At 73.1% G+C, this 24,205-nt stretch carries 18 protein-coding genes; 8 read left to right on the top strand and 10 right to left on the bottom strand.

Going from position 1 to position 24,205, the window contains the following annotated elements; translation table 11 throughout:
- Positions 1 to 50 precede the first annotated feature (50 nt).
- On the bottom strand, positions 51 to 755 hold the full coding sequence (locus O1G22_RS38050) for a response regulator transcription factor (protein ID WP_270085469.1): 705 nt from the start codon (positions 753 to 755) through the stop codon (positions 51 to 53).
- A gap of 143 nt (positions 756 to 898) precedes the next feature.
- Positions 899 to 2,326 (bottom strand): M1 family metallopeptidase, encoded by a 1,428-nt coding sequence (locus O1G22_RS38045; protein ID WP_270085468.1) that lies wholly within the window; start codon positions 2,324 to 2,326, stop codon positions 899 to 901.
- Positions 2,327 to 2,492: 166 nt separating this feature from the next.
- Between O1G22_RS38045 and O1G22_RS38040 the strand changes: the two genes are divergently transcribed.
- Positions 2,493 to 2,825: a DUF488 family protein gene (locus tag O1G22_RS38040; RefSeq protein ID WP_333492441.1), complete on the top strand. Its 333-nt coding sequence runs from the start codon at positions 2,493 to 2,495 to the stop codon at positions 2,823 to 2,825.
- Here O1G22_RS38040 and O1G22_RS38035 read toward each other — a convergent pair.
- The gene (locus tag O1G22_RS38035) at positions 2,738 to 4,411 is read right to left on the bottom strand and encodes an FAD-binding dehydrogenase (protein ID WP_270085467.1); all 1,674 of its coding nucleotides are present in this window, start codon (positions 4,409 to 4,411) and stop codon (positions 2,738 to 2,740) included. The two genes, O1G22_RS38040 and O1G22_RS38035, sit on opposite strands and share 88 nt — an antisense overlap.
- 37 nt (positions 4,412 to 4,448) lie before the next feature.
- Positions 4,449 to 5,069, bottom strand: coding sequence for a TetR/AcrR family transcriptional regulator (locus O1G22_RS38030; RefSeq protein WP_225096092.1), 621 nt, complete (start codon positions 5,067 to 5,069; stop codon positions 4,449 to 4,451).
- Positions 5,070 to 5,204: 135 nt separating this feature from the next.
- Here O1G22_RS38030 and O1G22_RS38025 point away from each other — a divergent pair, with 135 nt between their 5' ends.
- The 3 genes from O1G22_RS38025 (at position 5,205) to O1G22_RS38015 (ending at position 7,996) form a co-directional block, all read left to right on the top strand.
- Positions 5,205 to 5,834: an alpha-ketoglutarate-dependent dioxygenase AlkB gene (locus tag O1G22_RS38025; RefSeq protein ID WP_270085466.1), complete on the top strand. Its 630-nt coding sequence runs from the start codon at positions 5,205 to 5,207 to the stop codon at positions 5,832 to 5,834.
- 85 nt (positions 5,835 to 5,919) lie between these two features.
- Positions 5,920 to 6,666, top strand: coding sequence for an MBL fold metallo-hydrolase (locus O1G22_RS38020; protein ID WP_270085465.1), 747 nt, complete (start codon positions 5,920 to 5,922; stop codon positions 6,664 to 6,666).
- Positions 6,667 to 6,760: 94 nt separating this feature from the next.
- Entirely contained in the window at positions 6,761 to 7,996 is a 1,236-nt protein-coding gene (locus tag O1G22_RS38015) for a DUF4032 domain-containing protein (RefSeq protein ID WP_270085464.1), read from the top strand.
- A 1-nt stretch (position 7,997) separates the two neighbouring features.
- Here O1G22_RS38015 and O1G22_RS38010 read toward each other — a convergent pair whose 3' ends face one another.
- Positions 7,998 to 8,864: a universal stress protein gene (locus O1G22_RS38010; protein WP_270085463.1), complete on the bottom strand. Its 867-nt coding sequence runs from the start codon at positions 8,862 to 8,864 to the stop codon at positions 7,998 to 8,000.
- A 229-nt stretch (positions 8,865 to 9,093) separates the two neighbouring features.
- Between O1G22_RS38010 and O1G22_RS38005 the strand changes: the two genes are divergently transcribed.
- Genes O1G22_RS38005 through O1G22_RS37990 form a run of 4 tightly spaced genes read left to right on the top strand, consistent with a single transcriptional unit; the run spans position 9,094 to position 15,592 of the window.
- Positions 9,094 to 10,770: an NAD(P)/FAD-dependent oxidoreductase gene (locus O1G22_RS38005; RefSeq protein ID WP_270085462.1), complete on the top strand. Its 1,677-nt coding sequence runs from the start codon at positions 9,094 to 9,096 to the stop codon at positions 10,768 to 10,770.
- On the top strand, positions 10,767 to 12,236 hold the full coding sequence (locus O1G22_RS38000) for an ATP-binding protein (protein WP_270085461.1): 1,470 nt from the start codon (positions 10,767 to 10,769) through the stop codon (positions 12,234 to 12,236). Before O1G22_RS38005 ends, O1G22_RS38000 begins: the two co-directional genes overlap by 4 nt.
- Positions 12,233 to 12,583, top strand: a complete 351-nt coding sequence (locus O1G22_RS37995; protein ID WP_270085460.1) for a UBP-type zinc finger domain-containing protein — start codon at positions 12,233 to 12,235, stop codon at positions 12,581 to 12,583. Before O1G22_RS38000 ends, O1G22_RS37995 begins: the two co-directional genes overlap by 4 nt.
- Before the next feature lie 54 nt (positions 12,584 to 12,637).
- The gene (locus O1G22_RS37990; protein WP_270085459.1) at positions 12,638 to 15,592 is read left to right on the top strand and encodes a helix-turn-helix transcriptional regulator; all 2,955 of its coding nucleotides are present in this window, start codon (positions 12,638 to 12,640) and stop codon (positions 15,590 to 15,592) included.
- 16 nt (positions 15,593 to 15,608) lie between these two features.
- Here O1G22_RS37990 and O1G22_RS37985 read toward each other — a convergent pair whose 3' ends face one another.
- From O1G22_RS37985 to O1G22_RS37965, 5 genes are all read right to left on the bottom strand, one after another.
- A complete protein-coding gene (locus tag O1G22_RS37985; RefSeq protein ID WP_428986442.1) occupies positions 15,609 to 16,829 on the bottom strand; it encodes an SGNH/GDSL hydrolase family protein in 1,221 nt (406 codons plus the stop codon).
- Positions 16,826 to 19,177 carry a glycosyl hydrolase family 95 catalytic domain-containing protein gene (locus O1G22_RS37980; protein ID WP_270085458.1) on the bottom strand — a complete coding sequence of 784 codons (2,352 nt, stop codon included), beginning with the start codon at positions 19,175 to 19,177 and terminating at the stop codon, positions 16,826 to 16,828. The genes O1G22_RS37985 and O1G22_RS37980 overlap by 4 nt, the downstream gene beginning before the upstream one ends.
- A gap of 12 nt (positions 19,178 to 19,189) precedes the next feature.
- Entirely contained in the window at positions 19,190 to 20,992 is a 1,803-nt protein-coding gene (locus O1G22_RS37975) for an alpha-galactosidase D (RefSeq protein WP_270085457.1), read from the bottom strand.
- 37 nt (positions 20,993 to 21,029) lie between these two features.
- A complete protein-coding gene (locus tag O1G22_RS37970) occupies positions 21,030 to 22,217 on the bottom strand; it encodes an ROK family transcriptional regulator (protein WP_270085456.1) in 1,188 nt (395 codons plus the stop codon).
- A gap of 152 nt (positions 22,218 to 22,369) precedes the next feature.
- Positions 22,370 to 24,151 carry a M4 family metallopeptidase gene (locus O1G22_RS37965; RefSeq protein WP_270085455.1) on the bottom strand — a complete coding sequence of 594 codons (1,782 nt, stop codon included), beginning with the start codon at positions 24,149 to 24,151 and terminating at the stop codon, positions 22,370 to 22,372.
- Positions 24,152 to 24,205: the final 54 nt, after the last annotated feature.

The raw sequence follows: 24,205 nt of genomic DNA, 5'->3' as shown, positions 1-24,205 counted from the left end.
CAGCCCACGCGTCACCGGCGTCCCCTGCCCCGCCCCCGGCTCCCGGTGTCTCACGGCCGTGTGCCGGTCAGCTTGTAGCCGACGCCGAAGACCGTCGTCAGGCGGACCGGGTGACGGGGGTCGGGCTCGATCTTGCGGCGGAGGTTCATGATGTGGACGTCGACGGCCCGTTCGGTGGAGGCCCGGTCGAAGCCGCGGGTGCAGTGCAGCAGTTGCCGCCGGGTGAACACCCGGTCCGGCTCGCCCGCCATGGCCAGCAGGATCTGGAACTCGGCGGGCGTGCACTCCACCGGCACACCGTCGCAGCGCACCTCGTGCCGCTCGGGGTCGACGCTGATCCCGGCGGCCCGGACGACGAGGTCGCCGTCCCGGGATCCGGTGCCACGTCCGCTGCGCCGGAGCACCGTGCGGATGCGGGCCATCAGCTCGCGCGGGCTGTACGGCTTGGTCATGTAGTCGTCGGCGCCCAGTTCGAGGCCGAGCAGCACGTCGTCCTCGGCGGAGCGGGCGGTGAGCATGACGACCGGGATCTCCGGGTCCTCGCCACCGCGCAGCATCCGGCACACGCCGAAGCCGTCGACGACCGGGAGCATCAGGTCCAGGACGACGAGGTCGGGCCGCAGCCGGCGGGCGGCGTCCAGCGCGGCGGCGCCATCGTGCACCACCGTCGCGGTGTGTCCCTCGGCCAGCAGGGTGCGGCGGATCAGCTCGGCCTGTTTCTCGTCGTCCTCGGCGACCAGCACATGTGCGCACACGAGTGCGGATCCTAGGCGGCCTGCCGGTCGGCTCCGCCGCCGCAGCCGGTGGGCAGCAGCGGGGCGGCGGGGAACGCGACGGCGGTTCTGCGCTGGATCATGGTGCCGACCTTGGCCGACACTTGTTTGGAACCGGTGAGGATTCAGGCCTTGTTCGGCTTGCCTTTGCTGAACAGCCAGGTGTGGAACAGCCCGTCCAGCCGCTTTCCGGACAGCCGCTCGGCCAGGTCCGTGAACTGTGCGGTCGTACCGTGGCCGTCGCGGTGGCCGGTCGCCCAGGCGCGCAGGATCCGGAAGAAGTCCCGGTCCCCGACCGCCCTGCGCAGTTCGTGCAAGGCCATGGCGCCGCGCGAGTAGACGGGCGTGCCGAAGATGTTCTTGCCGCTGCCCGGATCGGCCGGCGGGTAGGCCCACAGCGCGTCGCTCGCCGGGGAGGCGTAGAGGGCGTCGAAGGTCTTCTGGGCGCTGTCGCCGCCGTGCTGTTCGCTGTACAGCCACTCGGCGTAGGTGGCGAAGCCCTCGTTGAGCCAGACGTCCTTCCAGGACGTCAGCGAGACCGAGTCGCCGAACCACTGGTGTGCGCTCTCGTGGACGAGGGTGGTCAGGTCGGGCGCGGAGTCGTACACCGGCCGGGTCTGGGTCTCCAGCGCGTAGCCGATGTCCGGGGCGTGGTCGACGATCGCGCCGGCGGAGCGGTACGGGTACGGCCCGAACAGCTTGCTCTCCCAGGCGAGGACGGCCGGCAGCTGCTTCAGCACCGGCGCGGCGGCGGACGCCTCACGCGGGTCGACGGCGTTGTAGATCTGGATGCCGTCGGGGGTGGTGGAGCGCTCGACCCGGAAGGTGCCGATGGTCGCGGTGGCCAGATAGGCGGCCATGGGGCGGGTCTCGCGCCAGTGGAACGTCGTCTGCCCGTGCGTGGTGTGCTCGGAGAGCAGTTCGCCGTTGGCGACGGCCGTGCGCCCCTGCGGGACGGTGAGCGTGAAGTCGTACGACGACTTGTCCTTGGGGTGTGCGTTGCCCGGGAACCAGCTCATCGCGCCCTGCGGCTCGCCCGCCACGAACGCGCCGTCGTCGGTGGGGATCCAGCCGTCCTGGGAGCCGTCGGGGTCGGTGACCGGCGCCGGCGTGCCCTGGTAGGTGACGGCGACCTGGAACGCGCCTCCGGCGGGCAGGGTGCGGGGCGGGGTGACGACGAGTTCCTGGCCGTCGCGGCGGAACGTGGCCGGGGTGCGGTCGACGGTGACGCCGGTGACGGTCAGGCCCGTGAGGTCGAGGTCGAAGCGGCTCAGCCGCTGGGTGGCGCGGGCGCTGAGGACCGCTGTGCCTCGGAGGTTCCGGGTCGTGGTGTCGTAGCGCAGCGTCAGGTCGTAGTGCCGGACGTGGTAGCCGCCGTTGCCGCTGAGCGGGAAGTAGGGGTCGCCCGCGCCGGGCGCGCCGGCGGTGCCGGGTGCCGTGGGCGCGGTGGCGCCGATGAGGGCCGCGAGGGCGACGGGGACGGTGGCGAGGACCGCGCGGCGGCGCAGGACAGTGGTACGGCGCCGGGCGGGCTGTCTGCGGAATGGCGTCACATGCGCTCCTCGGGGAGTGGCCGGTGATCGTCTGGCCGCCCAGCGTAGGGCGCGGCCCGGTCCTGGTGATCCGCTCCTTCAGGTCACGTTACGCCGCGTCGCGTCCGGCGGCCGAGCGCACCGGGGTCAGGCTCACGGCGCCGTCCGCGACCCGAGAGGGGCCGAAGTGAGCGTACGTGCGCGCCGGATCCACGGCGAGCCCGAACCCGACGACGCCTGCGGGTGCTGGTCGACCGGGTACGAGGAGTTCCGCAGCCGCTACGAGGCGGAGCCGGACGCTCCCGAGGCCGCCGAGCTCGTCGACGGCCTGTGCTGGGCGGCCCGCCGCAGGTGCGTGGCCCTGCCGACGGCGTCCAGGACGCCGGAGCAGAGCCACGCGCAGGTGGTGCCGGACCTGCTGAGGGGCTTGCGTCAGCCGGTCTGCCGGGCCGCGTGCTGGCCCGCGGCCCGGCCGGAGAACAGGCAGCCGCCGAGGAACGTGCCCTCCAGCGCGTTGTAGCCGTGCACCCCGCCGCCGCCGAAGCCGGCCACCTCGCCCGCCGCGTACAGCCCCTCGATCGGGGTGCCGTCGGCGGCCAGGGCGCGGGAGTCGAGGTCGGTCTGGATGCCGCCGAGGGTCTTGCGGGTCAGCACGTGCATCCGCACACCGATGAGCGGGCCGGCGGCCGGGTCCAGGATGCGGTGCGGTGCGGCGACGCGGCCGAGCCGGTCCCCGATGTAGCGGCGGGCGTTGCGGATGCCCTGGACCTGGGAGTCCTTGCTGTAGGGGTTGGCGATCTGCAGGTCGCGGGCCTCGATCTGGCGGCGCACCTCCGCCGCGTCGAGAAGAGGCTTCTCGGTGAGGCCGTTCATCTTCTCGACCAGCCGCTCCAGCGTGCCGGCGGTGACGAAGTCCGCGCCCTTGTCGAGGAAGGCCTGCACCGGTCCGGGCGCGCCCTTGCCGAGCAGCCGGTCCTTGAGCACGGCGCCCCGGTCCTTGGCGGTGATGTCGGGGTTCTGCTCGGAGCCGGAGAGCGCGAACTCCTTCTCGATGATCTTCCGGGTGAGGATGAACCAGGAGTGGTCGTACCCGGCGATGTCCTCGGTGGTGCGCAGGTGCTTGAGGGTGCCCAGGGTGTCGTAGCCCGGCAGGCAGGGGTCGGGCAGCCGGCGGCCGAGGGCGTCCAGCCAGATGGAGGACGGGCCGGGCAGGATGCGGATGCCGTGGCCGGGCCAGATCGGGTCCCAGTTCTGCAGGCCCTCGGTGTAGTGCCACATGCGGTCCCGGTTGACCAGGCGGACGCCCGCCCCGGCGCTGATGTCGAGCATGCGGCCGTCGACGTAGGCGGGGACGCCGGTGACCATTTCGGTGGGCGGGGTGCCGAGCCGCTCGGGCCAGTGGCGGCGGACGATGTCGTGGTTGGCGCCGATGCCGCCGGTGGTGACGACGACCGCCTGGGCGGTGAGTTCGAAGTCGCCGGCGCGGTCGCGGCTGGAGGCCACCCCGCGCGGCGAGCTGTCCTCGGCGAGCACGGTGCCGCGCACCCCGCGGGCCGTGCCGTCCTCGATGACCAGCTCGTCCACCTGGTGGCGGTGGTGGAAGGTGAGCAGCCCGTCCCGGGCGGCCTGGCGGGCGTACTTGACGAAGGGCTCGACCACACCGGTGCCGGTGCCCCAGGCGATGTGGAAACGGGGGACGGAGTTGCCATGCCCGTTCGCCCTCAGGTCGCCGCGTTCGGCCCAGCCGACGGTCGGCAGCAGCTCGATGCCGTGGCCCTGGAGCCAGGAGCGCTTCTCGCCGGCCGCGAACTCGACGTAGGCGCGGGCCCAGCGCACCGCCCAGGCGTCCTCGTCGTCCAGCCGGTCGAACCGCGCGCTGCCCTGCCAGTCGTTCCAGGCGAGGTCGAAGGAGTCCTTGATGCCGAGGCGGCGCTGCTCGGGGGAGTCGACGAGGAAGAGCCCGCCGAAGGACCAGAACGCCTGGCCGCCGAGGTTGGCGGCGTTCTCCTGGTCGACCAGGGCCACCCGGCGGCCCCGGCTGGTGAGTTCGTGCGCCGCGACCAGGCCGGCGAGGCCCGCTCCGACGACGATGACGTCCGCGTCCATGGCGAATGTGTCCTTCCTGAGGGTGCTCGGAGGGTGCTCATACGGGGGTGCGGCTGCCGTCGGTCAGCAGCGCGGTGAGCAGCTGCTTCAGCCAGGTCCGCGCGGCCTCGACGTCCTTGTCGAGCAGCAGCTGGGTGGTGACCCCGTCGTACGCGGCGACCACGGCGTGCGCGGCGCCGTCCACGTCGCCGAGCACGGCGGGCAGTTCGGTGTGGCCACGAGCCCGGAAGAGCCGGTCGGCGACGGCCTCGCGGAGCCGGGCGCGATGGTCGAGGAGGGCCCGGGCGACGGCCGGATCCCGGGCCGCGTGCACCAGGAAGTCGGTCTTGACCAGCAGCCAGTCCACGTCGAGCAGCAGCACCTCGGTGACCCGGTCCACGGAGGCCGGCACGTCGAGGTCGGGTCCGTCCTGGGCGAGGGCGTCGGCGACCTGGGCGGCGATGAGGTCGGCGCGCTCCTGGTAGAGCGCGAAGAACAGCTCGTCGAGGGTGGCGAAGTTCGAGTAGAAGGCGCCGCGGCTGTAGCCGGCCGCCTCGCAGATCTCCTCGATGGAGACCCGCCCGAAGCCTTTCGCGGCGAACACCTCGAACGCGGCGTCGAGCAGCCGGGCGCGCGTGGCGACCCGGCGCCGGGTGACGCGCTTGGGTGTGTCGTTCATCGGTACCGGCTCCTCCGCCCTCCGTTCGATACGCGAATGTATCCGATACATCGATGTATCGAAAGAGCCCGAGGATGCCTTCCCGCGACAAGAAAACATGGGAACGCATTTTCGATTAAGGAGTACGCTGGGCCCATGTCCACGCACCTCCAGGGCTCCCTGTTCGACCAGACCGACGAGCTGCGGCTCGGCCCGCTCGATGGGCTGCGCCGGACCGGACTGTCCGCCGGTGCCTGGATCGATGTGCTGCCGGGCTGGCTCAGCGGCGCCGACGCCCTGTTCGAGCAGCTGGCGGCGGACGTGCCGTGGCGGGCCGAGCGCCGGAAGATGTACGACAACGTGGTGGCCGTACCGCGCCTGCTGGCCTTCTACGCGGCCGAGGACCCCCTCCCCCATCCGGTACTGGCCGAGGCGCGCGAGGCCCTGTCCCGGCACTATGCCGAGGAACTGGGCGAACCGTTCGCGACCGCCGGGCTGTGCTTCTACCGGGACGGCCGGGACAGCGTGGCCTGGCACGGGGACCGGATCGGGCGGGGCGCCCGCGAGGACACGATGGTCGCGATCCTCTCCGTCGGCGCACCCCGGGATCTGCTGCTGCGGCCCGCCGGCGGAGGCGGTGCGACCGTGCGGCGCCCGCTCGGGCACGGCGACCTGATCGTGATGGGCGGCTCCTGCCAGCGTACGTGGGAGCACTGCGTACCGAAGACCGCGCGGGCCACGGGACCGCGCATCAGCGTGCAGTTCCGGCCCAGGGGCGTGCTGTGACGTGTCCCGCAACCGCTTGTACCGCACGGTGCCCCATCTGGTTGGCTGTCCCGAGACGATCAGCGGCCACCGGGGCGGGATGAGCATGCGGGCAGAAGTACAGCAAGTCGCCGACGGCACATATCTGGTGCACGGCAACAACGTCAACTGGGTGATCCTCAAGGACGGGGACGCCGTCACCCTCGTGGACACCGGCTACCCCGGCGACCGGCAGGGGGTCCTGGAGTCCCTCGCGGCGGTGGGCAGTGCACCGGAGGCGGTCGCCGCCGTGCTGATCACCCACGCGCACAACGACCACCTGGGCTCGGCCGAGTATCTGCGCGCCGCCCACGGCACCCCCGTCCATCTGCATCCCGTCGAAGTCCCGCACGCGCGCCGGGAGTTCCTGCAGCAGGCCACCATCGGCGACGTGGTGCGCAACATCTGGCGGCCGGGTGTGCTGCCCTGGGCGGTGCACACGATCCGGGTCGGCGGCACCGAGCAGCACCCCGTCACCGCCCCCGAGCCGTTCCCGGCCGAGGGCCCGCTGGACCTGCCCGGCCGCCCGGTTCCCGTGCACACCCCGGGCCACACCGACGGCCACTGCGTCTACCACCTGCCCGGCGCGGGGATCGTGATCTCCGGCGACGCGCTGGTCACCGGGCACGCGATCTCGCAGGTCAAGGGGCCGCAGCTGCTGACCGACTTCTTCCACCACGACCGCACCCAGGCGATCGCCTCTCTGAAGCTGATCGGCGAGCTGGCGGGCGACACCCTGCTGCCGGGGCACGGGCCGGTCCACCGGGGTCCGGTGCGCGCGGCGGCCGAGCAGGCCCTGGAGCGGGCCTCCTAGAACGCGGGAGCGGGCTCCTGGAACCGGGGAGGGACCCGCCGGAACCGGGGAGGGGCCTGCTGGGACTCCGGCGCGGGGCCTTAGGGTTCGTGTCATGGCCTTGCAGATCAGCGCCACGAACCCGGAGCACCCCGCGCTCCTGCTCGCTCTGCCCTGGGACGTGCCCCTGGAGGAGTGGCCCGAGGAGTACCTCGTCCCGCTCCCGAGGGGCATCTCCCGGCACGTGGTGCGCTACGCGCACGCCGGTGACGAGGTGATCGCCGTCAAGGAGCTGGCCGAGCGGCCCGCGCTGCGCGAGTACGAGCTGCTGCGCGACCTCGACCGGCTCGGCATCCCGGCCGTCGACCCGCTCGCGGTGATCACCGGCCGCACCGACCACGCCGGCGCACCGCTGGAGCCGGTCCTGGTCACCCGGCATCTGCGCGGCTCGCTGCCGTACCGCTCGATGTTCGAGACGACCATGCGTCCCGCGACCATGCACCGGCTGATGGACGCCCTCGCCGTGCTGCTGGTCCGCCTGCACCTGGCCGGCTTCGCGTGGGGCGACTGCTCGCTGTCCAACACGCTGTTCCGGCGGGACGCGGGCGCCTACGCCGCTTATCTGGTCGACGCCGAGACGGGCGACCTGCACCCGCAGCTGAGCCCCGGGCAGCGGGAGTACGACCTCGATCTGGCCCGGGTGAACATCAGCGGCGAGCTGCTGGACCTGGAGGCGTCCGGCGCGCTGCACCCGTCCGTCGACGCGGTGGAGTTCGGGCACGAGATATGCACCCGGTACGAGGGGCTCTGGCAGGAGCTGACCCGCACCTCGGTGTACCCGGCGGGCAAGTACCACTACATCGAACGCCGGATCCGCCGGCTGAACGAGCTGGGCTTCGACGTGGCCGAGATGCAGATCGAGCACTCCTCCAACGGGGACGCGGTCACCTTCGTGCCGAAGGTCGTCGACGCCGGCCACCACCAGCGCCAGCTGCTGCGGCTGACCGGCCTGGACACCGAGGAGAACCAGGCGCGGCGGCTGCTGAGCGACCTGGAGAGCTGGATGGCCACCCAGGACGACTACGCACCCGGCGATCCCCTCGCCGCCCGCCCGGAGGTGCTGGCCCACCGCTGGGTCCGGGACGTGTTCCGGCCGACCGTGCGGGCCGTGCCGCCCGAGCTGCGCGGCGCCATGGACCCGGCGGAGATCTACCACGAACTCCTGGAGCACCGCTGGTACCTCTCCGAGCGCGCGCAGCACGACATCGGCCTGGACACGGCCGTCCAGGACTACATCGCCAACGTCCTGCCGAAGGCGCGGGCGACCCTGGAGCCGACCGCCCCCGAGTAGCTCACTCGTGCGGGACCACGGCCACCGGGCACTCGGCGTGGTGCAGCACCCCGTGCGCGACCGAGCCGATCCGGGCGCCCACGGCCGAACGGTGCGCCCGCCGGCCGACGACCAGCAGCTGGGCCCGCGCGGCCGCCGAGAGCAGCACCTGGCCCGCGCTGCCCATCTCGACGTGCTCGGTCACCGGAACGCCGGGGAACCGCTCCCGCCACGGCGCGAGGGCCGCGCTGAGCGCCTCCTTCTCGTACGGTTCCAGACCGCCGGCGTCGTCCAGCAGCTTGAGCGAACCGGGGCTGTAGGCGAAGACCGGCGGCAGCGTCCACGCCCGTACGGCCCGCACGCCGGCGCCGCGGGCCGCCGCCGTCTCGAAGGCGAACCGCAGCACGGCCGCGCTGTCCTCGCTGTCGCCGTGCTGGCCGACGACGACGTCCCGTCCGGCCGCCTCGGCCGCGGGCCTGTCCTCTGCGCGGACCAGGACCACGGGCCGTGCCGTGCCGGCGATCACCTGCTGGCCGACCGAGCCGAGCAGGAAACCGACGACGGGCCCGTGTCCGCGCGAGCCCAGCACCAGCATCTCGGCGTCCGCCGCCGCGCGGACCAGCGCGTGCACGGGCTCGCCCTCGACGACGTCGACGGTCGTGACGAGCTGCGGATGCCGCTCGGCGACGGCCCGCACGGCCTCGGTCACCGCGTCCGACGCCCACCCCCGCTGGGTGCCGCGGTCGGCCGTGGCGAGCTGCTCGGCGTAGCGCCACGCGTGCACCACGCGCAGCGGCAGCCCCCGGCGTACGGCCTCCCGGCCGGCCCACGCCAGCGCGGCCAGGCTCTCCTGCGAACCGTCCACCCCTGCCGTGATCGGGCGTGTCATGCGTGGGCCTCCTCGTCGTCGCGGCGCGTCTCGCGCTGCCGGTGCCCGGGGCCGGGCTGCGGCACGCACGGCAACGATCATCCCCCGCCGGGCACCGCGCACGCCGAGCGGCGCGGTCCCCGTCGCATCCCGGGGCGAACCGGAGCGATCGAACATACGATGGCGGGGAACCGGTGCGGCGGTCCCCACGACGCGCGCCGCGGGAACCGATGCTCGGGGTGGGAGACGTATGACACAGGCCGCCGATACCGCGCGGACCGTCATCCTGACCGTGGACGACGACCCGGGAGTCTCCCGTGCCGTCGCCCGCGATCTGCGGCGGCGCTACGGCGAGTCGTACCGGATCGTGCGCGCGGAGTCCGGCGCGTCCGCGCTGGAGGCGCTGCGCGAGCTGAAGCTGCGCGGCGACCTGGTGGCCGTGATCCTGGCCGACTACCGCATGCCGCAGATGAACGGCATCGAGTTCCTGGAGCAGGCGCTCGACGTGTATCCGGGGGCGCGGCGGGTGCTGCTGACCGCGTACGCGGACACCAACGCGGCGATCGACGCGATCAACGTCGTCGACCTCGACCACTATCTGCTCAAGCCCTGGGACCCGCCGGAGGAGAAGCTCTACCCGGTCCTGGACGACCTGTTGGAGGCCTGGCGGACCAGCGCCTACCGGCCCGTGCCCAGCACCAAGGTGGTCGGGCACCGCTGGTCGGCGCGGTCGTCGGACGTGCGCGAGTTCCTGGCCCGCAACCAGGTGCCGTACCGCTGGTACTCGGTGGACGAGCCGGAGGGGCAGCGGCTGCTGAGTGCCGCCGGGCAGGACGGGCGGCGGCTGCCGCTGGTGATCACCCCGGACGGCACCGCCCTGGTCGAGCCGGAGGCGCCCGAACTGGCCGCGCAGGTGGGGCTGGCGACGACGCCCATGGCCGACTTCTACGACCTGATCGTCATCGGCGGCGGGCCCGCCGGGCTCGGCGCGGCCGTGTACGGGGCCTCCGAGGGGCTCAGGACCGTGCTGGTGGAGCGCTCGGCGACCGGCGGACAGGCCGGGCAGAGCTCCCGGATCGAGAACTACCTGGGCTTCCCGGACGGCGTCTCCGGCGCCCAGCTCACCGACCGGGCGCGGCGCCAGGCGGCCAAGTTCGGCGCCGAGATCCTGACCGCGCGGGAGGTGACCGGGCTGGAGGTCAACGGCGCCGCCCGCGTCGTACGGTTCGCGGACGGCACGGCGATCGCCGCGCACAGCGTGATCCTCGCGACCGGCGTGCAGTACCGGCAGCTGGAGGCCGCCGGCTGCGTCGATCTGACGGGCTGCGGGGTGTTCTACGGCTCGGCGCTGACCGAGGCGTCCGCCTGCCAGGGGCAGGACGTGTACATCGTCGGGGGCGCCAACTCGGCGGGCCAGGCGGCGATGTATCTGTCCCGGGGCGCGAAGTCGGTGACCGTGCTGGTGCGCGGACCCGACCTGTCGGCCTCGATGTCGCACTACCTGATCCAGCAGATCAATGAGGCGCCGAACATCTCCGTGCGCCCGCACACGGTCGTGACCGCGGCGCACGGCTCGGACCACCTGGAGCAGCTCACGCTGCGGGACACGGGGACCGGCGAGAGCGAACGGGTCGACGCCCAGTGGATGTTCGTGTTCATCGGCGCCGCCCCGCTCACCGACTGGCTGGGCGATTCCGTGCTGCGCGACGAGCGCGGGTTCATCCTGGCCGGACCCGATCTGACCGCCGACGGGCGGCCGCCGGCCGGCTGGGAGCTGGACCGGGCGCCGTACCACCTGGAGACCAGCGTCCCGGGCGTGTTCGTGGCGGGCGACGCCCGTGCCGAGTCCGCCAAGCGGGTCGCGTCCGCCGTCGGAGAGGGAGCCATGGCCGTGATGCTCGTCCACCGGTATCTGGAGCAGTCATGAGCGGGCGGATCATGCCGTGCAGCCCCAAGGAGATCGGCTCGCTGTTCCTCTTCGAGAAGCTGAGCCCCGAGCAGCTCGGGCGGCTGTGCAGCGACGGGCGGGTGGAGTTGTTCGAGCCCGGCCCGGTGTACACCGAGGGCGACGCCGCCACCTGCTTCTTCGTGATGATCGAGGGCACGGTGGTGCTCTCCCGCCGGGTCGGCGGCGACGATGTGGAGGTCACCCGTGCCTCCCAGCCCGGGGTGTACGCGGGCGCGATGCAGGCCTATCTCGGTGACCGGGTGCGGCAGGTGTACAACAACTCGATGCGGGTGACGGAGCCGACCCGGTTCTTCGTGCTGCCGGCGGACGTCTTCGCGGAGGTCATGACCGACTGGTTCCCGATGGCCGTGCATCTGCTGGAGGGGCTGTTCTTCGGGTCGAAGAGCACCCAGGCGGCGATCGGGCAGCGGGAGCGGCTGCTGGCGCTCGGCTCGCTGTCGGCGGGGCTCACGCACGAGCTCAACAACCCCGCGGCGGCGGCCGTACGGGCCACGGCCACGCTGCGCGAACGGGTCGCGAAGATGCGGCACAAGCTCGCCGTGATCGCCGAAGGTCCCTTCTCCCGCGATCAGTTGGCGGGCCTGATCGAGATCCAGGAGCGCACCGCGGAGCGGGTCGCCAAGGCCCCGGTGCTCAGTCCCCTGGAGGCCGCCGACCGGGAGGACCTGCTCACCGACTGGCTGGAGGACCACGGCATCGACTACGGCTGGCAGCTGGCGCCGACGTTCGTGCAGGCCGGGCTCGACGTCGACTGGCTGGAGCAGGTCGCGGCGGCCGTCGACGAGGAGATCCTGCCCGGGGCGGTCGCCTGGCTCAACTACACCATCGAGACCGAGCTGTTGATGAGCGAGATCGAGGACTCCACCACCCGGATCTCGCATCTCGTCGACGCGGCCAAGCAGTACTCGCAGCTCGACCGGGCCCCCTACCGGGTGGTCGACGTGCACGAACTCCTCGACAGCACCCTGCTGATGCTCTCCGGCAAGATCGGCTCGGGCATCGAGGTCGTCAAGGAGTACGACCGCACGCTCCCGCCGGTGCCCGCGTATCCGGCGGAGCTGAACCAGGTGTGGACCAACCTGATCGACAACGCGGTCTCCGCCGTCAACAGCGCGGGCGGCACGGGCACGTTGACCGTGCGGACCGCGCTCGACCACGAGCGGCTGCTGGTGGAGTTCCGGGACACCGGGCCCGGGGTGCCGGCGGAGATCAGGAGCCGGATCTTCGACCCGTTCTTCACCACGAAACCGGTCGGCGAGGGCACCGGGCTGGGCCTGGACATCTCCTGGCGGATCGTCGTCAACAAGCACCACGGCACGCTGCGCGTGGAGTCGGTGCCCGGCGACACCCGCTTCCAGGTGCTGCTCCCGCTGACCGCCGAGACACCCGAAGAGGACGCGCAGGAAGCCGAGGAACGCGTATGAACGACGTCGAGGGACTCGACCCGACCGCCGCGCCCAGCGGCACCGGGTGCCTGGAGTGCGAGGAGGCCGGCGGCTGGTGGTTCCACCTGCGCCGCTGCGCGCAGTGCGGGCACATCGGCTGCTGCGACGACTCCCCCGCCAAGCACGCCACCGCCCACTACCACGCCACCGGGCACCCGGTGATCCGGAGCTTCGAGCCGGGCGAGGAGTGGTTCTGGAACTACGCCACGGACGAGCTGTACGCCTCGGGGCCCGAACTGGCCCCGCCGGCCAGCCATCCGGCCGACCAGCCGGTACCGGGCCCGGCGGGACGGGTGCCGGCGAACTGGGCGGAGACGCTGCGCTGATCCGTACCCGGCCGCACGCACGGCGTGGTCGGTGGCCCGTGTCACCATAGGCGCGTGTCACAGATCGTCTTCAGTGCGCCGCCCTTGATCGGGCGGGACGAGGAACTGGCCCGGCTCCTAGGCGTGCTGGAGCGTGCCCGGGGCGGTGAGGCGCGGGGTGTGCTGGTCGCCGGGGACGCGGGGGTCGGCAAGACGCGGCTGCTGGACGAGGTCGCCGGGCGGGCGGAGCGGGCGGGGACGACCGTCGTCACCGGGCACTGCGTGGACCTCGGGGACGTCGGCCTGCCGTATCTGCCGTTCACCGAGATCCTCGGCGCGCTCGCGGCCGACGCGCGCTTCACGTCCGTGCTGGCCGCGCATCCGGTGGTGGACCGGCTGCTGGGCGCGGGCACGGACGCGGCGGACGGTCCGGACGGCCGGCTGCGGCTGTTCGAGGACGTCGCCGGGCTGCTGGCCGAACTGGCCGCCGTGGCACCGCTGCTGCTCGTCCTGGAGGATCTGCACTGGGCCGACCAGTCGTCCCGGGACCTGCTGCGCTTCCTGCTCAGCCGGGGCATGCCGCACCGGCCGGGCAGCGGCGCCCCCGGCCGGCGCCTGACGGTCCTCGCCTCGTACCGGGCGGACGATCTGCACCGCCGCCACCCCCTGCGCCCGCTGCTCGCCGAGCTGGTCAGGCTGCCGGCCGTGGAGCGCCTGGAGCTGCGGCCGCTGCCGGACCCGGAGGTCGCGCGGCTGGTGCGGGCCCTGGAGGACCGTCCGCTGTCCGAGTCCGTCGTACGCGGCATCGTGGCCCGCGCGGAGGGCAACGCGTTCTACGCGCAGGAGCTGTTCGCGGCTTCCGGCGCCGACTGCGGCGGGGTGCCGAGCGGGCTCGCGGATCTGCTGCTCATCCGGGTCGAGCAGCTGTCCGAGACCGCCCAGCAGGTGCTGCGGACCGCCGCGGTGGCCGGGCGCCGGGTGGAGCACGACCTGCTGCGCGATGCCGCCGGGCTCCCGGACGACGAGCTGGAGTCGGCGCTGCGCGAGGCCGTCGGACGGCAACTGCTCGTCCCCGGACCGGCGGACACCTACGCCTTCCGGCACGCGCTGACTCGCGAGGCGGTCTACACCGATCTGCTGCCCGGCGAGCGGTCCCGGCTGCACGGCGCGTACGCCCGGCTGCTCGCCGCGCGGGGCCGGGCCCCGGAGACCGCCGCCGAGCGCGCGCATCACGCCCGCGAGAGCCACGACCTGCCCGGGGCGCTCGCCGCCTGTCTGGAGGCGGCCGACCACGCCCGGCGGCTGGGGGCGCCCGCCGAGGAGCTGCGGCATCTGGAGACCGCCCTGGACCTGTGGCCCTCGGTGCCGGAGCCCGAGCGGCCGGGGGCGGCGGGCCGGGACCGGATCGCCCTGACCCTGCGCGCCTCGGCGGCGGCCGCGCACGCCGGGGACGCGCACCGCGCGGTCGCGCTGACCCGTGCCGCACTCGCCGGGATCGGCCGGGACGCCGATTCCGAACTGGCCGCCCGGGTGCGGTACACCCTCGCGGGGAACCTGCTGAGCGTGGACAGCCTGACGGCGGCGTACCGCTACAGCAGCGAGGCGCTGGCCCTGATCCCCGCCGAGCCGCCGTCCCGGACGTGGGTGTGGGCGGCGGCCACGCATGTCGCGGCGGCCCGGCAGGTGGGCGAGGACGAGACCGCGCTGCGCGTCGCCCGGCAGGCCCTGCCCGTCGCCGAGGACCTGGGCGTGACCGGCGCCCAGGCCGACCTGCTGATCTCCCTCGTCGGCCTCGACGGGGCGAGCCGGGGCACCCGCGAGGGCAGGGAGCGGCTGCACCGGGCCCGGGAGCTGGCCCGCTCCGCCGGGCACGCTCCGGTGGAGATGCGCGCGCTGTTCAACCTGGCCGTCGGTGCCTTCGAGAGCGGTGACCTCGAAGCCTGCCTGTCCCTGCTCGGCGAGGGCCTGGACCGGGCGCGCCGGGCCGGGCTGCTGTCCTCGACGTATCCGCTGGGCCTGCGCTATCTGCGGCTGCTGGCGCTGTACACGCTGGGCCGCTGGGACGAGTGCCTGGCCGCCGCGGCCGACCCGGCGGTGCCGGCCCCGGCGAGCGCCGGCTTCGCCGACAGCCCGGTGCTGTACGTGGCGCTGGCACGCGGCGAGGAGAGCGCCGTCGCCGGGGCCCGCGCGCTGCTGGCGGGCCCGTTCGACTGGATGGGCACGCTGGTGGCCGGGGTCGTCCTCACCGACGCGGCCGCGCGGGCCGGCGATCCGCAGGCGGCGGTCGAGCACATGCGGGAGGCGGCCGCGGCCCTGTCCGACGAGACGACACACCGGCCGGGTGTGCTGGTCCGGCTCGCCGCGCTGTGTCTGACGGCGGTGGCCGACCGCACGGCCGAGCCGCGCCGGGCCGGCGACGACCGGGAGTTCGCCCGCTGGACGGACACGGCGACCGAACTGGTGGAGCTGGCGCGCGCGACGGCCGCCTCGGGCAAGGAGGGCCGCACGCGGGGCCCGGAGGGGGAGGCCTGGCTGGCCCGCGCCGAGGCGGAGTGGGCGACGGCCGTGTCCGGGCCGGATCCGGCGGCCTGGGCGAAGGCGGTCGCCGCGTTCGGGTACGGCGACGTGTACGAGCAGGCACGCTGCCGGGTCCGGTTCGCCGAGGCGCTGCTTGCCCGGGAGCGCCGTACCGAGGCGGCGGAGCAGATACGGCTCGCCCGCGAGACGGCGGCCCGGCTCGGCGCGGCGCCGCTGCTGGAGCGGATCGACGCGCTGTCCCGCCGGGACCACCAGGCCGCTGCCGCTGCCCCCACCGTGTCCCTCACCGCCCGGGAGCGGGATGTACTGCGGCTGCTCGCGCGGGGCCGCAGCAACCGGCAGATCGGCGAGGAGCTGTTCATCACCGGCAAGACGGCGAGCGTGCACGTCTCCAACATCCTGGCCAAACTGGGCGCGGCGAGCCGTACGGAGGCGGTGGCGATCGCCTACCGCACAGGGCTGATCGCGCCGGAGCCGGCCGGGTCGGGCTGACCGGGCCGGCCCTCGGTCAGCGGGCGCAGTCCAGGCGGCCGAGGTCGACGGCGTCGGCCAGGGCCCGCATTCCCTTGTCGTTGGGGTGCAGATGGTCGCCGCCGTCGAAGAACGGCAGGATCCGCTCGGGGTCGTAGGGGCTGCGCAGGGCGCGGTCGAAGTCGGTCACGGCGTCGACGTCATGGCTGGTGCGCAGGTACCGGTTGACCTCCTGGCGTACGGTCTCGGCGGCCGGGTCCCATTCGGGCCAGCCCTTGAACGGGCCGACCGTGGCGACGACGACGCATTTTCCGGCCGCGTGGGCCCGGCGTGCGATCTCCCGGTACCCGGCGATCAGATCGGCCGCGGTGACGCCGGTGTGCGCCTTGATGTCGTTCACGCCCTCGAAGAGGAAGACGGTGCGCACGCCGGGCAGGGACAGCACGTCCCGGTCCAGCCGGTGCAGGGCGCTCTGCCCGGCGCCGTCCGCGAGGACCTTGTTGCCCGAGATCCCTTCGTCGGCGACGCCCTTGATGCGGGTCCGGGCGGTGATCAGGCGGCGCGCGAGGTAGTCGGGCCAGCGGCGGTTCCGGTCGCCGGTCGACTGCCAGCCGTCGGTGATCGAGTCTCCGAGCGCGGCCACGGCCCGGGTGGCCGCACGGGACGGCCGTACGGACACGGCGTCGAGGTACCACCAGGAGCCGGTCGTCCGCGTCCAGTTGGTGTCGCTCTCCTCGGCGGTGTGGTCGCCCTGGCCGGTGTACGACGTCTGCATCGCCATCCCGTGGCCGCCGGCCGGGCCGGCCGCGTCCGGGGTGTGCAGGCTGACGGCGAGGTCGGTGCCGGCGGGGACGCTGCCGGGCAGCGGATCGCTCCAGGCCAGGGCGCCCGCGGGCACGGTGACCGTGCGGGAGCCGCCGAAGGTCAGCCGCCGGTTGCTGCCGGGGCGCAGGGCGGCGCCGTGGTCGCGCAGGCCGGCCCAGACACTGTCCACCGTCAGCGGGCGGTCGCCGAAGGCGTTGGTGACACGGACGCGCAGGCCGCTGCCGCCGACGCTGGTGTGCACGATCAGCCGGTAGTCCGCGTCCGCCGTACCCGTGCCGACCCGGTCCGCGCTCGCCGCCCAGGTGACGACCCCGGAGGCGCGGGTGGCGGTGGCGGGCAGGGGTTCGGCCGCCTGGTCGGGTGCGGACTGGCAGACGGCGGCGGTCAGCAGGGCGGCGACGACGCGGCAGCCGCGTCCGATCGGGCCGCTCACCGGGCGAAGTCCCGGAGCGTGACGGACTCGCCGGGGCGTATGCGGACGGTCCGGGACTGCCCTGCGTATCCCACGGAGGTCATGGTCCCGCCGATGCTGCGGATCCGCACCTCGGTGGGTGTCCCGTTCCGCCAGTGGAGGTCGACGACGAACCCGCCGCGGGCCCCGGCCCCGGTCACCGAGCCGACCGCCGCCCAGGCGTCCGGCAGGGCCGGCAGCAGTTCGAGGTGCCCCGGGCGGGAGTACAGCAGCATCTCGGTGACGGCGGCCGGGGTACCGAGGTTGGCGTCGATCTGGAAGATGCCCCGGCCCGGGGAGGTCTCGTAGATGTCGAAGAGGTTGGGGGCGCTGCCGTTGCCGCCGTGCTCGGAGGGGCGCAGGTTGGTGACGACGAGCTGGTAGGCCTTGTCGGCGTTCTTCAGCCGGGCCCAGCACAGGGCGCGCCAGGCGTTGGCCCAGCCGAAGCTGTTCATGCCGCGTGCGGTGAGCAGGGCGGTGGCGCCGGTGACGATGCCGGCGGGGGTGGAGCCGTCGGGCCGGATGCGGTCGCCGGGGAACAGGCCGATGAGGGGGGAGAGATGCCGGTGGGTGGTCTCGCCGAGGTCGTCCGGGGACATCCACTCCTCCAGCCGGCCCGTCTTCGGGCTGACCACGGGCAGGTACAGCCGCTCGCGCAGGGCGCCGACGGTGGCCGCGTAGTCGGCGTCCCGCCCCAGCTCGGCTGCCGCCGTGCGGTAGTTGCCGAAGAGCGCCCACACCAGTTCCTGTGCGTAGGTGATGCCCTTGGCGTCGAGCGGGCCCTGTTCCGGGGACCAGTCGCTGTCGGCGACGAGGACCTCCCGGCCGGTGTCCGGGAGGGTGGTGGTGAGCAGCCGGGCCTCCCAGAACTCGCAGGCGCCCTTGAGCAGCGGGTAGATCTTCGCCAGGTGCGTACGGGAGTGGGTGAACTCGTAGTGTTCGAAGAGGGTGTTGGCCAGCCAGGCGTTGCCGGCCGGGTGCCACCACCAGCCCCCGCCGCCGTTGGGATTGGTGGAGATGGCCAGGGTCCAGCCGGCGTTCCTCCCGCTGGAGTTGCGGTAGCGGTTGCGCGGGTCGCCGAAGAGGCGCCGGGTGAGGTCGGTCCAGGAGGGCAGCTGGGCGAGGCAGTAGTCGGTGAGGGCGTCGAAGCACGGGGACAGGCCCGCCCGGTCGGCCGTCCAGTAGTTCATCTGGAGGTTGATGTCGGTGTGGTAGTCGCCCATCCAGTCCGGGTCGTTGCCGTCGAGCCAGAGCCCCTGGAGGCCGAGCGGCAGGCTGCCCCGGGAGCCGGAGATCATCAGGTAGCGGCCGAACTGGACGTAGACGGCCTCCAGTTCGGGATCGGGCTCGCCGTCCCGGGCGCGGGCCTGGATCCGCTCCCAGGTGTCGAGGGAGCGCTGCCGGTCGGTGGACGTGCCGAGGGAGAGGCTGAACCGGTCGAAGAGAGCGCGGTGGTCGGCCGTGTGGGTGCGCAGCAGGGTGTCGGCGGAATGCCGGGCGGCGGCGCGGACCTTGGCGCGGGCCAGGGAGCGGGGATCGAGGGACGGGTCGCGGTAGTGGGCGGTGGCGTCCGGCGCGTAGTCGGTGCCGCCGCTGAGAATCACGGTCAGCTCGCGGCAGCCGGAGAAGATGAGGTGATCACCATCGACTCGGACGCTGCCGCCGTTGCCGTGGGCGGTGACCGCGGCGCCGTACGTCAGCCCGTTGGGGAAGGACCCGGTGAAGGAGTCGGCGGCTCCCCCGGTCTCGCCGTGGGTGCCTTGCAGGGTGAGGGTGCCGGTGTACTGTCCGCCGCCGTCCTGGGTGAAGTGCAGCACGATCACGTCGTCGGGGCGGCTGGCGAACAGCTGCCGCCGGTAGGTGACCCCGGAGCGGACGTACGACGTCGTCACCACGCCCTGGGCGAGGTCGAGGGTGCGGCGGTAGCCGGAGACGGCGGACAGGTCGTGGCCGGGCAGGTCGACGGCGAGCCGGGCGAGCAGGGTGAGGGATCCGAAGTCGTCCCGTCCGTAGGGGAATTGACCGTCGGCGTCCAGGGTGTCGTTGCGGCCGCCGGTCCACATCGTGGCGTCGGTGACGAGGAGGAGTTCCCGGCCGGGGTCGTTGGTCGCGAGGGCCCCGAGCCGGCCGTTGCCGATGGGCAGCCCCTGGGTGATGAGCGAGTGCTCGTCGGCGGGGGCCTGCCACCAGAGCCGGTGGCGGGGGTCGGGCGCGACGGCCTCGGCGGGGCGCTGCGGGGCGGCGCCGGCGGTGAAGGCGGGGAGTGAGGCGAGGGCTCCGGTGGTGGCGGCGAGGGCGAGGAAGCCGCGTCTGCTGGGCAGGGTGTCCATGGCGGGCTCCGATCACGGGCGAGGAGACTGGGGCACGTCGATGCGGTCGATGTCCGGTGCGTAGTCCGAACCGCTGTCGAAGGTCACGGTGTTGGCGCCGGCCTTCAGGGTGACGGGGACGCTCACGGTCTCGACGGTCCCCCAGTCACCGGTCGAGGGGAAGCGATGGGACGCGGCGGCACCGGAGTCGGCCGAGATGTTGACCGAGCGGGCGTCGCCGCTGACGTAGGCGACCTTGATCAGGTAGGTGCCGGGGCGGTCCACGACGATGTCGTTGAAGCGGAGGGCGCCGCCGAGGTAGAGGTTGCCGACCTTCTTGCCGCCGGAGCAGACGGAACAGTCGGCGACGGAGGCGTTGCCGCTGAGGGTGTTGGCGGTGGACTCGGCCTCGTAGGCGGTGGTCGTGAGGGCGCTGCCGTGCGGGGTGAGCGTGAACAGGCGCGAGCCGTGGGCGGGCAGGGCCTCGGTGATCCTGTTCCGGTGCGTGCCGAGGTTCTCGTGGTTCCACAGGTCCCGTACGGCCGCCCTGCCGGTGAAGCCGAGGGCGGAGAAGTCGGCGGTGACGGCGGCGGGGCTGTCGGCGAGGTTGAACAGGGCCACCGTGTATGTGCCGTTGGGGTTCTTCGCGGCCCAGACCTGCTGCGGGTCGGAGGGCGTGACCGGCCGGGCGGGCGGGGTGTCGCCCTGGTCGACGGCAATGACCTCACGGTTGGTGAGGAGCCTGACGCCGTAGTCGTCCAGCCCGGTCAGGTCGTCACCGGTGTAGAGCGGGGACTTGGCGATGGCCCACAGGGTGGCGTAGCTCTGCCGTTCCGCCTTGGTGAGGCCGTCCATGGCGCCATTGCCGACGTCGAGGGAGTCGAGGTCGTTCCAGCCGCCGGGGCCCGCGTGCCGGGTCCAGCCGGGGGTGTCGTCGAAGCGGTCGTCGACCGAGTTGTCCCAGGTGACAAGGGTGTTGCAGTAGCACTCGACATCGGTGTCGATGCGCCAGCCGTTGGAGTACCTCTTCCAGTCGGCGGCGTGGCCGATGTCCAGGGACCAGGAGAGCTCCAGATGGACCGGGCGGCCCGTGGCGGCCAGTGCCCGCTGCCAGGCGGCCACGTCGGCGACGTTGTCGTAGTTGTCCCCGTTCTTGAAGGAGCCGGGGCCCACGCCGTCGAGCTTGAGGAAGTCATAGCCCCATGAGGCCAGCAACTGGGCCTGGGAGTCTATGTACTTCTGGGCGCAGGGCTTGCCCAGATCGAGTTTGTAGGCGCTGTCCCAGCCGTTGGTGGTGCGCAGGTCGCCGTAGACGATGTCGGCGGTGGTGCAGCCGTCGGCGTGCCATACGGGGACCTTGCCGTCGCCGTAGGCCTCCTTCTCCAGGCCGACCGGCAGATAGATCCCGGCCTTCAGGCCGAGCGCGTGGATGCGGTCGGCGACCGCCTTCATGCCGTGCGGGAAGCGGTGTGGGTCGGCCTGCTGGCGTGCGTAGCCGTCGAACTCGGGCTTCCAGGTGGTGTCCATCCACCACCCGGCGTCGATGTTGACGTACTCGTAGCCGTACGGCTTCAGCCGTACGGCCAGCGCACCGGCCTGCTTCAGGACGTTCGCCTCGGTGAGGTAGCTGTAGTCGCCGTCCGGGTTGAGGCCCGGGTACCTGGAGGACTGCATGCTCCAACTCGACCAGCCCATATAGGGTTTGGCCGCCGTGACCGGGGCGGTCTCGGCGTGGGCGGTGGCGGGGGCGGCGGTGGCGAGGCCTGCGGTGAGGGCCAGGACGACGGCGGCTCTGAGCCCGCGGGCGGGCAGGACGGAGTACGAGGGTGACCGCATGGGCCGTACCTCCTGGGTGGGTTCGGGTAGGGGCGGCTCAGCCCTGTCCGATGCCGGGGGGCTGGGTGATGAAGGACTGGATCGCGACGGCCGCGGCGCCGCGCGCCCACTGCTCGAAGGGCAGCGGGCGGGTCAGGACGTCGCAGCGGGCGGCGGAGCCGAAGGCGGCCGCGGTGAACGCCTGGCGGATCCGGCCGGCGAAGAGGTCGTAGGCGGCGAGCCCCTCGCCGGAGATGATCACGCGCTCGGGGCCGAGCAGATTGGCCACGGTGGCGATGCCCCGGCCGATGGCCTCCCCGGCCCGCGCGTACACCTCCCGGGCCCCGGGCACGCCTTCGTGTGCGAGTGCCACCGCCTGTGCGCTGTCGTCCACTTGACGTCCCGTCACCTCGCGCATGCGGGCGACGATCGCGGACTCGCCGGCGATCGCCTCGACACAGCCCCGGTTGCCGCAGTGGCACTCGGGTCCGGCGGGGTCCACGACGACGTGCCCGATCTCCCCGGCCACGCCATGGGCGCCGGCGACCACCTGCCCGTGCACGACGAGTCCGCAGCCGATGCCCGCGCCGACCGTCACGAGGGCGAAGCCGGCGAGTCCCGCGCCGGCGCCGAACCACTGCTCGGCGACGGTCAGCGCGCGCACGTCGTTGTCGACGGTGACGGGCAACCCGGTGGTGGTGGCGGCGAGTTCGGCGAGCGGCACGTCCCGCCAGTCCAGGAACGGCGAGTAGCGTACGACGCCCTCGGCGCGGTCGACGTCGCCGGAGACGGCGATGCCGAGCCCGGCCACCGGGGCGTCCGACTCGGCCGCGTGGGCGAGGAGTTCCTGGACGAGGCCGGCGATCGAGGTCAGCACGGCCCCGGGCGCGCGGTCCGGCAGGGGCCTGCGGCGGTCGAGGCGGATACGGCAGCACAGGTCCGTCAGGACGGCGATCAGCTCGGTGCCGGTGACCTTCACGCCGAGGAACAGGGCCCGTTCACCGTTGACCCGGACCAGGGTGGCGGGCCGGCCCGGGGTGGGCCGAGCGTCCTCGTCGGCGTCCTCCGCCAGATAACCGGCGGCGAGCAGGGGACGTACGGCCTTGGTGACCGCGGCCGGGGACAGGCCGGCCCGGCGGCCCGCCTCCAGACGGGTCAGCGGGCCGTGGGACAGCACCGTCGTGAAGACCTGCGAGACGGCCGGCGTGGGTGCCGGGAAGGTCTCGGCGTGCGGGGTCGAGGGCATGGCCGGGAACCTAGGGCCGTTATTTTCCGCTGTCAATAAAAGAAACAGAGGCTGTTACGGAGGCAGTTGGGGCGCACACGTGTCCCGGACATGCGGATGCCCCGCGCGCGGCGGGGCATCCAGGGGTACGGCGGTTCCGTACGACGGTGACGTCAGTGACGGGCGGCCGGCGTGTTGGCGACGGTGACGTTGACCGCGGCCCACGCCGTGTCCACCGTCTTGTACTCGATGCTGTTCGCGCCGTACAGGTCCTGGGCCGCCTTCAGCGTCGCGATGCGCGCCTGGTGGAAGTCGGTCGTGGAGACCATGTAGCGGGTGAGCGCACGGTAGAAGATGGCGGTGGCCTTGGCGCGGCCGATGCCCTTGACCGTGGCGCGGTTGTACGTCGGCGAGTCGTAGGCGACGCCGTTGATCGTCTTCTTGCCGCTGCCCTCGGCGAGAAGGTAGTAGGCGTGCGAGGAGACACCGGAGCCCGCGTGCACCTCGGTGTAGTAGGCGTCCGGCGACCAGTAGTCGATGGTGTGCTCAAGCTTGTCGAGCGACGGGTGGTCGAGGCGGCGCAGGAACTTCTGCGCGAGGCCCAGCTTCTCGCCGATCAGGTAGTCCGGCGTGTCCTTGGGGTTGTTGGCGTAGAACTCGACGTTCGAGCCGAAGATGTCCGCGAGGGACTCGTTCAGCGCGCCGGGTTCGCCGTACTGGTTGCCCTTGGCGTCGACGAAGGTCGGCTCCAGCTTCGCGGTCGCGTCGACCACGCCGTGGGTCAGCTCGTGGCCGGTGACGTCGAGGACGACGAGCGGCTTCTTGAAGGTCTTGCCGTCGCCGTCGCCGTACAGCATGCAGGTGCAGGTCGGGTCCCAGAAGGCGTTGGCGACCTTGCTGCCCCAGTGGACCATGCCCTGGGCGGCCTTGCTGTTGTCGGCGATGCCCTTGCGGCCGAAGGCGGCCTTGTAGAAGTCCAGGGTCTTGGTGATGCCGTACTGGGCGTCCGCGGCGGCGCTGGCCCGGTTGCCGGTGGTGCCGTTGCCCCACACGTCGGTCGTGCTGGTGAACGCCGTGCCCGCGCTGAACTTCTCGGTGTACGTGCCCTTGGCGTCACGCGTCTCGGTGCCGTACCGGCTCGGGTCCTTGAGCCGGTAGTGGCCCTTGGAGGTGGCCGTGGTGGTCAGGCCGACGCTGCCCACGAAGAGGGTCTTGCCGGTGCCCCTCGCGGGCGAGGGGTACGTGGTGGCACCGGAGACGCCGGAGCCGAGCAGGCCGGCCTCGGGGGCGGCCGTGCCGGTGGCCGGGTCGAGCGTCTCGCCGCGCCCCCGCAGGTCGGCGAGCAGCTTCGGCGACAGGAACTCGTCGCTGTCGGGCGTGTTGCTGCGCACCTTGCCGGTGACGGCGTCGACGACGACGGTGCTGGTGCCCTGCCGGTCGGTCACCGTCACCTGGTAGGCGAGGGCGGCGGCGCCGTCGCGGGCGTCGACCACGAGCTGGGCGCTGCCTGCCTCGCCCTTGGCGGCCTGGGCGGCCTTGGCGGCGGCCTGGTCCGCGGTCAGCCTGGCCCGGGAGGCGGCCGGCGCTACGGCGTGGTCGGCCGCGCGGGTCACGCCCGTGTAGGCCAGCGTGCGGTCGAGGTGGACGACGAGGTCGCCGCCGAGCACCGGCATGCCGCTCAGCGTCCGGACGAAGCGCACGTGCCGGGCGCCCTCGGGGTCGATCATCACGTCCTGGGCGTGCAGTTCGTCGCCCTTCGAGACGCCGGTCGCCGAGGCGTGCGCGAAGGCCGCGGCCTGCGCCGCCTTCACCACCGCCGAGGCGTTCGTGCCGGCGGACGCGGCGGACCGCTCCACCCCCGTGCCGGAGCCCGCGAAGGCCGTACCGGCCAGTCCCGTGGCAGCGGTCGTCACCGCGATGGCGACGGCTACGCCGCGTATGTGCGGTCTACGCACTGATCAGGGTTCCTTCGTTCGAAGGCGGCCGGGATCGCCAACCGCCTTGAGACG

The sequence above is a fragment of the Streptomyces camelliae genome (assembly GCF_027625935.1).
Taxonomy (GTDB): Bacteria; Actinomycetota; Actinomycetes; order Streptomycetales; family Streptomycetaceae; genus Streptomyces; species Streptomyces camelliae.
The sequence above is the reverse complement of the archived record's forward strand: the minus strand, read 5'-3'. Positions and strand labels throughout refer to the sequence as shown.